Here is a 7,879-nt window from a genome sequence, read left to right as displayed (position 1 = left end):
GCGCGCGGGTTTTGCCAGCAGGTTGCCGACGTAGAATTCGTTCAGGACAACGAGGCCTTGTCCGGCGCCGCGGGTACGCTGCGAGGCTTGCATTTTCAGCGTTCGCCGATGGCGCAGGGCAAGCTGATTCGTGTCATCCGCGGTGCGATACTCGACGTGGCGGTCGATATCCGCCAGGGCTCGCCGACCTTCGGCAGATATGTCTCGGCCCGCCTGGACGGGGTCGATGGCGACCAGCTGTGGGTGCCTGTCGGCTTCGCCCATGGCTATTGCACGTTGGAGCCGGACACGCTGGTTGCCTACAAGGTCACCAATTACTACAGCCCCGACGACGATGGCGGCATTCTGTGGAATGACCCTGCGATCGGCATCGAATGGCCCGTGCTGCCACAGGGTCCCGTGCTTTCGGCGAAGGACCAGGGGTTGCCGCTCCTGAAAGACTTGCCGGCTCAGTTTCATTACAACTCCGAACAGGAAGGTGTCGCATGATGCGTGTTCTGGTGACAGGCGGTGCAGGCTTCATCGGTTCGGCCGTGGTGCGCCTGCTGGTGGGGGAGGGGGATGTCGAGGTGCTCAACTTCGACAAGCTTACCTATGCGGGCAATCCTCATTCTCTGCGCTCGATAGCTGGCTCACGAAATTATCGCTTCATGCGCGGCGACATCACCGACAGGCTGAAGCTGGATGCCGTCATGGCATCTTTTCGCCCGAACGCGGTGATGCATCTGGCCGCCGAAAGCCATGTCGACCGCTCGATCGCCGGAGCCGATGACTTCATCCAGACCAATATCGTGGGGACCTACACCCTGCTGGAAGCGTCGCGCGCCTATTGGCGTACGCTTTCGGGCCGGGAGCGTGACGCGTTCCGTTTCCTGCATGTCTCCACGGACGAGGTCTATGGTTCGCTCGGCAGCGACGGCCTCTTCACCGAGACCACGCGCTATGATCCGAGCTCGCCTTATTCGGCCAGCAAGGCGGCTTCCGACCATCTTGCCCGAGCCTGGATGCGCACCTATGGCCTGCCGGTGCTGATCTCCAACTGCTCGAACAATTACGGCCCGTATCATTTTCCCGAAAAGCTTATCCCGCTCGTCATCCTCAACGCATTGGAGGGACGCACATTGCCGGTCTATGGCGATGGCAGCAATGTGCGTGACTGGCTTTTCGTCGGGGACCACGCCCGTGCCCTGTGGACAATCGTGCGGACGGGCCGGCCGGGAGAGACCTATAATGTCGGTGGGCGCAGCGAGCGCAGCAATCTGAGCGTGGTCGAGACCATTTGCGACGTTCTGGACGGGCTCGTCGCCGGTTCGCGTCCGCGGCGGGATTTGATCGCCTTCGTGCCGGACCGCCCCGGCCATGACCAGCGCTATGCGATCGATGCCGGCAAACTCGAGGCGGACCTGGGCTGGCGCGCCCTCGAGACCTTCGAATCCGGCATCCGGCATACGGTGCAGTGGTATCTCGACAATGATTGGTGGTGGCGCCCGATCCGCTCGGGGGTCTATGCCGGCGAACGGCTGGGGCTCGTCAGCGCCTGAGCCTGCCGGCAGTCCGGATCCAGGAGGTTAATTTGATGCGTATTGTGGTGACGGGCAGGGAAGGGCAGTTGGCCCGTTGCCTGCAGGCCGTGGGCGCTGAGCATAATGTCGACATCATCCGTCTTGGGCGGCCGGAGACCGATTTCTCTTGGCCAGCGAGAATCATACCGGCTCTAAGCGCAACGAAAGCGGACCTAATTATTAATGCAGCTGCTTATACGGCGGTGGACCGAGCGGAGAGCGAGATCCCTCTTGCACACACGGTCAATTCCGTTTCTGCAGGCATAATTGCAAAAGGCGCGGAATGGTTGGGTATTCCTGTCATACATCTCTCAACGGATTACGTCTTTGATGGCATTGCGGGTCGTCCCTATTGCGAAGATGACTCGGTTCACCCCCTCACAGTCTACGGCATTTCCAAATATGAAGGGGAGTTGCGAGTCGCTGCCGCTAATCCCCGTCATGTGATCTGCCGTACCTCATGGGTTTATTCGCCTTACGGCCAGAATTTCGTGAAGACGATGTTGCGGCTCGCCGATGAGCGCGACGAGGTCGGCGTCGTCTCCGACCAGAGGGGATGTCCGACTTACGGCCTCGACCTTGCAAGAACATTGCTGCAGATCGCACACAGAGTGGTGCACGAGAAGGCGGTCGATTCACCATTATTCGGTGTGTTTCATGTTGCCGGAGGTGGGGAGGCGACTTGGGCGGACGTCGCCGAAGCAGTGTTTGAGGCCTCTGCGTCACGCGGCGGTCCTTCCGCTCATGTGAGACGTATCGGTACGAAGGATTATCCCACGCCGGCTCAGCGTCCTGCCGATTCTAGGTTAGATACCACGAGGTTACGCGAAACCTATGGCATCGCGATGCCTGACTGGCGCTCCTCACTCGACCATTGTGTAGCCGTCTTGCTATCGGCGCAGACCGATCACGAGGCGCACTCCATTAACCTTTCTGATGGCGCTGAATGAGACTGAGGAGAACCCTGATCTCAGTTCTGGCTTGAGGAATGGACAGAGTCATGCTGTTCAACATCGAATCGGACGAGGGCGGCGAGATCACCGGCTATGTCGTCCCGGACGATTACGAGAAGACGCCGATCCTGCATGTCCTCGTCGACGGCCAGGTGGCGGCCCGCATCCGCTGCAGCGAGCCGCGTCCGGCCCTGGTCACGGCGGGGCGCCACCTCAACGGCCTGTGCGGCTTCCTGCTCAACGATGCCAATGTGCCCGGCCTCGGCGCCATGCGCTATGTCGAAGTGGTGGACGAGGAAAGCGGCATCCTGATCTATCGCCGCAATCTGGATGCTCCCGGCTTGCCCAACCGTCTGTTCCGGCTGGAGACCCATCTGTTTCCGCTCTGGGGACTCGATGCGGCCCTCAGGCAGCATTTCAACTATTTCCACCGCGGCATCGAGCGGCTGGGAAGCGAGACGGCGACACAGATCTTCCATCTGCAGAACGCACCTTCGCTCTATGTCAGCGGTCGGCTCACGCTCAGGCAATATGACGCGCTGATTCATGAGCGCTTCACCTGGGTGACCCTGCTGCACGATCCCTATTACGAACTGGCTGAGCGGCTGATGGCCCTCAAGCAGGTGCTCAGATATGGTGATGCCCTGCTGAGCGAGCGCGATCTCTCAGTCTTCAAGCCCGCGATTAATTTCGTTACGAATCTGGAAATGGACGAGGAGGGATTGGCAAAGGGCCTCGCCGAGATGCCGGGGCCGGTGATCACTATCCTGTCCAATCCGCTTGCGCGCCAGCTTGCTGCCGAGAGCTTCGATGCCCTGTTGCCGCGCGGCGCCGTGGCGACGGCCTTGGCCAATCTTGCCACCGCCGGGGTTGTCGGCATCCGCGAACGGTCACATGTCTTCGCCGAGGACCTCGAACAGATCATGCGCATGCCCCAGGGTGCCGTGCAGATCGCGCCCCTGTTGCCGACGGTTCAGGCCTTGGCGGAGCGGCTGCGCAGGCTGCCCGAGGTCGAGGTGCTGCTTGAGGCCGATCTCGATATTTACTGTCAAGTTAAGGCGATAGTGGAGGACATAACGTGAAACGTTATCTACTCAGAGATATATAGGAATGTCGTTTCTCAGTAATATTTGCTTTTTTCAAATCAAAATTTTCTATAATTGACTTTGAGTGAGATTTTGTTGTGAGGATAGATCAAGGGGCATATATAACGATACGATCAGCTTTTGGGCGGCAGTGGTGTGTTATATCGGCCGTCATTCTCCGAAACATCAGGACGCGTTTTTTTGGACACGGCCTCGGATATATCGTGGCAGTGGGTTGGCCGATTTCCCACATTCTACTTCTTATCGCCATCTTCTCCATTACCGGGCGCGCGGCCCCTTATGGAGAAAGCGTCATCCTGTTCATTGCCACGGGTACGATACCTTTCATGGTCTTTTCCTACCTGTCGCGCTTCATGATGGTGAACCTTGTATCCACCAGACCCCTGCTGAGCCTCCCTGGCGTAAGAACGCTTGACGTTCTTATCGCGGGTGCAATTCTTGAGATCCTGTCGTCGGCCTTTGTAATAATCTTTATGATTATACTTGGAATAACCTTTGACGTTCCAATCCTGCCGCAGGATATCACCACGGCCTTCTGCGCCTTAGGGGCGGCCATCCTGCTTGGCTGCGGCATGGGGGTGATCAACAGCGTGATCGTTGCCGCCGTGCCAATGTGGATGACGGGTTATTCGCTGCTCATAATCGGTGTCTGGGCGTCGTCGGGCGTCGTCTTCGTGGCCGATACGGTCCCGGAGCCATACCGTTCGATTCTGGCCTATAATCCCGCGCTTCAGACGGTGGAGTGGATGCGCTCAGCCTACTATACGGGCTATGGTCAACTCGTCTTGGACAAGCCCTATACGATTGCAGTCGGGCTGGTCTCCCTGTTGGGGGGACTGGCTCTGGAGAGAGTGCTGAGAAACTACGTTCTATCCACTCGTTGAGCCTTCGCGGTAATCTTAGAAGAGGCCCAAGAGCAAAACGCTGATCGGGAGCACGGTTCGCACGGCCCCGTTCGAGGCTGCTCCCGCCAACCTCATGGCTCCCCGCAATGTTGCAGGGACTTCAAAGGCAGGCGGATCAATGCTCCGCACTCTTCCCCAGTGCCTCTTCCTCGCAGATGACCCGGACCATTTCACTAGCGTCGGCGAGCACCGAGTCATGATCTTGCCGCCCCAGTGACGGCGCAATCGGTCTGCGGGAAACTTCAACCGCGCCGAAATGGCGAAGAAACAGGCGCATTACGTGATCGACGCCTTCCTCCCGCACCGAACGGAGGTCGGAACCATAATAGGCCCCGCGATTGTAGGAACCCGTAATGATCTCATAGGAGGGGAAATACTCGACATTCTCACGTAGAGCCATGATCTCCTCGCCAGCGACCCGCAAGACAGACTTGGAATAGGTCGTCGCTTGCAGCACAGGCCTACCGCTCGCCGTGGCTATGAGCGGGACAGGGGAGACGGTAAGCACGAAACGCGCAGCGGCATTGCGGTAGCGAATGAAGTCAATAGTCTCCAGCATGTCCGCAATGACTTTGGTTGAAGACAGATTGTGGAAGACGTGTCTGGTGCTGTCGAATTCCCCTCCCGAAACACCCGGGCACAAGGGAAATACCGTGCCGCTGGCCCTGTCGATCCAGCATTCCGTCAAACCCAGCGTGAAGACCATGACATCGAGATTCTCGACCGCCTGCCTCACTGCAGCAAGATGCTGCGCCCGGTCGGCGAGCAGTTCTTCTCGGGAAGAGAATCCGTCCGGCTGGATCTGCCGCCGATAGGGATCGATGAAACGATCGTTCTTGTGCCAAATCATGTCTTCGGCCTGGAAGAAGCCATAGGCACGGCGGAGGAGTTGGAGAAATTGGCGCGAGGTATAGAGATTGCCATAGCGGGCGGTATAGACGCCATAATTGAAACGTTCTGCCAGATGGGATGGAACGATCGGATGGGCGGTTTCCGTCACCAGGTAGGTGAAACCGTTTTGTACCAGGTGGCGCGCAATATGCTGAGCAAGGCAGCTACCTCCCGTTGCCACCTTATCGCTCCTGCCAATTCGAAATTGCGGCGGCGCAACAGGATCGACCTCCGTCATGGCCGGTGTCGCTATGGCACGACGCCAATAGGCTTCATCCGAGGGTTCCCCACCGAGGCCCTGCCTCCAGCACCACGTAATCGCGATTGTCAGTTCATCGATTTTTCCCTCCCTCCAAAAGCGCGAACAGCCGCTTCTGCTCAGCATGCTGGAGTCTACTGAGGCTGAAGCGGTTCAACCTCATGGCCAATTGCCCACAGAAAGGCCGACATCTCTCGGGCGATTGCCGTGGTGACAACAGTTGGCCGTTTGCCTGCCGCCGCCAGCCTTCGATAACGAGCGCATAGACGAAGCTGCGCGTTCCATGCGATCGCCCGTACGGTCCTGGGTAAATGTCCCTGCCGTACCTGCAGGGGACGACTCAAACGAGCCGCGTAGCGATAGGTCCATGCGCCTTCAACAAGCACTCGGCGCGCTCTTGGATTGCCCGATTTGGTGATGCCGCCGCGCCGCACGGTCTCTCCGGTCGAATGTTCTGATGGAACCAAGCCGAGGAAAGCCATCAACTGCCGCGGCGTTTCGAAACGGCGAACGTCTCCGATTTCGGCCACGAAGATGACCGCCGTCAGAAAGGCGACGCCTCGCATAGCCTGATAGGCGTCAACGACAGGTGCCATGGACCAAGATTTCACCACTTGGGATACCTGGTCCGTCAACCGTTCAAGTCGCGCCTCTGTATCTTCGGTGGATTGGCGATATTCACGAAGAACAAGGTATTGGGCAGGATGGGAAAAGGTGAGGTTCGCCAACCAGTGTGCGTGGACTTTCGTCCAAGGTCGGCGGCCGGCGTAAATTCGTCCATGGCGCAGCAGGAACGACTGCAAATGCTGTCGCTTCTCGCGTAATTCAAGCATGGCCGCTTCTCTGGCGCGCACCAGATCGCGCACGGCTTCGTGCTCTGCATCGGGGACCCAGATTGCCGTCAACTCGCCCGCGCGATGGAGCCAAGCCAATGTCACCGCGTCTCGACGATTTGTCTTGACCCGTTCTCCCGGTCGCTTCGGTATCAAGGACGGCGCGATGACAGCGCACGCCTGCCCGAGATCGGTAAGCTGGCGATACAATCCATAACCGGTTGGTCCTGCCTCATAGCAGAAATGCAATTTTTGATATTTTCCGGTTAGCCTGGCTACAAGACGCCGCACGGCTTCAGGCGTATTTTCTATGTCCCCAAAGAAGCGGACTTCTCCCTGGCGGCCTTCTTCGGCTAACGCCACGGCGATTTTCAATTTAGAGGTATCGAGACCGACAAAAGCTCTGTCGTCCTTGTGCATAGCCCATCCTCCCGATCACGGCTGAAGGCCGGCCTTCCGGCCTAATCGCCGCGAAGAGTTTGGGCGAGCGATCGCCGCGGGGAAAACGAACATACGGTCTGCCAGATGTTCTCGACCCCTCGGGCGACAGCGAAGCGTCTTCGCTTCGCGAAAGCCGGGTTCAGCTCGGGACATTTTGCGGGCAGGGCAACGAGCGTGATGTTGGGCGGGATGAGCAGTCTGCTCGATAGGTGCCATCCGGCCTGATCGAGCAGGAGAATGGCGTGTTTGCCGGGCGCGACCTGATCGGCGATTTCGGCCAGATGCAGGTTCATCGCTTGTGTGTTGCAGATCGGCAGGACGAGGGCTGCGCCTTTGCCCTCCCAGGGACAGATGGCACCGAAGATATAGGTCGAGGCCGTGCGCTGATCGTGAGGTGCCAACGGTCTGCTTCCTCGCCGGGCCCGGCGGCGGTAATCTTGTTCTTCTGGCCGATGCGCGCCTCATCGGCGAACCAGACCTCTATGTCGGTCGGGTCGATGCCTTGGCCTTCGGCCTGTACATGATGGCGCGGCCGGGCCGACAGCTTACGATATCCCATGGCTCGCAGTTCCCGGCTCAGCGTCTGCTTGGCGATCGAGACGCGAAACTCTTCGTAGAGCCATTGGCACAGATCGATGATCCGCCAGCGCACGACGCCATGGATCGCCGGCATCGGCCCGCTCTCGATGATTGCGGCGAGTACTTTGCGGTGCTCGCTCGTCAGCCGGGACGGCTGGCCTGGCGCTTTGCGGTCGATGAGCCCGTCTGGACCATGCGCATTGAACTTCAGGACCCAGTCGCGAACGATCTGCAGGCTCACCCCGCCAATCTTCGCAGCTTCGGTCCGAGACGCACCGTCATAAATCGCAGCCAAAGCCAGTAGCCGTCGAGCCTGGGGGCCATTTCTCGATCGTCTCGCGGCAGCTCGG

The 7,879-nt window shown here is 59.0% G+C and carries 7 protein-coding genes and 1 pseudogene; 5 read left to right on the top strand and 3 right to left on the bottom strand.

Annotated features, from left to right (window positions below; genetic code table 11):
• The 5 genes from rfbC to ACTJKX_RS37385 all read left to right on the top strand — a co-directional run.
• Positions 1–489: dTDP-4-dehydrorhamnose 3,5-epimerase (gene rfbC / locus ACTJKX_RS37405; protein ID WP_440728427.1), on the top strand; the 489-nt coding region annotated here is incomplete at its 5' end.
• Positions 489–1,541 (top strand): dTDP-glucose 4,6-dehydratase, encoded by a 1,053-nt coding sequence (gene rfbB, locus ACTJKX_RS37400; RefSeq protein WP_440726798.1) that lies wholly within the window; start codon positions 489–491, stop codon positions 1,539–1,541. The genes rfbC and rfbB, both read left to right, overlap by 1 nt.
• Positions 1,542–1,576: 35 nt before the next feature.
• Positions 1,577–2,512, top strand: coding sequence for a dTDP-4-dehydrorhamnose reductase (gene rfbD, locus ACTJKX_RS37395; protein ID WP_440728428.1), 936 nt, complete (start codon positions 1,577–1,579; stop codon positions 2,510–2,512).
• A gap of 50 nt (positions 2,513–2,562) precedes the next feature.
• Complete coding sequence (locus ACTJKX_RS37390; RefSeq protein WP_440728426.1) at positions 2,563–3,597, top strand: hypothetical protein; 1,035 nt, start codon at positions 2,563–2,565, stop codon at positions 3,595–3,597.
• A gap of 227 nt (positions 3,598–3,824) precedes the next feature.
• Positions 3,825–4,505 (top strand): ABC transporter permease, encoded by a 681-nt coding sequence (locus tag ACTJKX_RS37385; RefSeq protein ID WP_440728425.1) that lies wholly within the window; start codon positions 3,825–3,827, stop codon positions 4,503–4,505.
• Between the two features lie 136 nt (positions 4,506–4,641).
• Here ACTJKX_RS37385 and ACTJKX_RS37380 read toward each other — a convergent pair whose 3' ends face one another.
• The 3 genes and pseudogenes from ACTJKX_RS37380 to ACTJKX_RS37370 all read right to left on the bottom strand — a co-directional run.
• Positions 4,642–5,655 (bottom strand): GSCFA domain-containing protein, encoded by a 1,014-nt coding sequence (locus ACTJKX_RS37380; RefSeq protein WP_440728424.1) that lies wholly within the window; start codon positions 5,653–5,655, stop codon positions 4,642–4,644.
• 155 nt (positions 5,656–5,810) lie between these two features.
• Positions 5,811–6,929 carry an IS110 family transposase gene (locus tag ACTJKX_RS37375; protein ID WP_440728423.1) on the bottom strand — a complete coding sequence of 373 codons (1,119 nt, stop codon included), beginning with the start codon at positions 6,927–6,929 and terminating at the stop codon, positions 5,811–5,813.
• A 92-nt stretch (positions 6,930–7,021) separates the two neighbouring features.
• Positions 7,022–7,879 (bottom strand): annotated as a pseudogene (locus tag ACTJKX_RS37370) (IS630 family transposase); the annotation flags it as partial.

This window comes from Labrys sp. 22185 (assembly GCF_052045555.1).
GTDB lineage: Bacteria > Pseudomonadota > Alphaproteobacteria > Rhizobiales > Labraceae > Labrys > Labrys neptuniae.
The sequence above is the reverse complement of the archived record's forward strand: the minus strand, read 5'-3'. Positions and strand labels throughout refer to the sequence as shown.

Coding starts and splice junctions, on each gene's coding strand:
- rfbB (WP_440726798.1), top strand. CDS start 489: ATGCGTGTTCTGGTGACAGGCGGTGCAGGCTTCATCGGTTCGGCCGTG.
- rfbD (WP_440728428.1), top strand. CDS start 1,577: ATGCGTATTGTGGTGACGGGCAGGGAAGGGCAGTTGGCCCGTTGCCTG.
- ACTJKX_RS37390 (WP_440728426.1), top strand. CDS start 2,563: ATGCTGTTCAACATCGAATCGGACGAGGGCGGCGAGATCACCGGCTAT.
- ACTJKX_RS37380 (WP_440728424.1), bottom strand. CDS start 5,655: ATGACGGAGGTCGATCCTGTTGCGCCGCCGCAATTTCGAATTGGCAGG.
- ACTJKX_RS37375 (WP_440728423.1), bottom strand. CDS start 6,929: ATGCACAAGGACGACAGAGCTTTTGTCGGTCTCGATACCTCTAAATTG.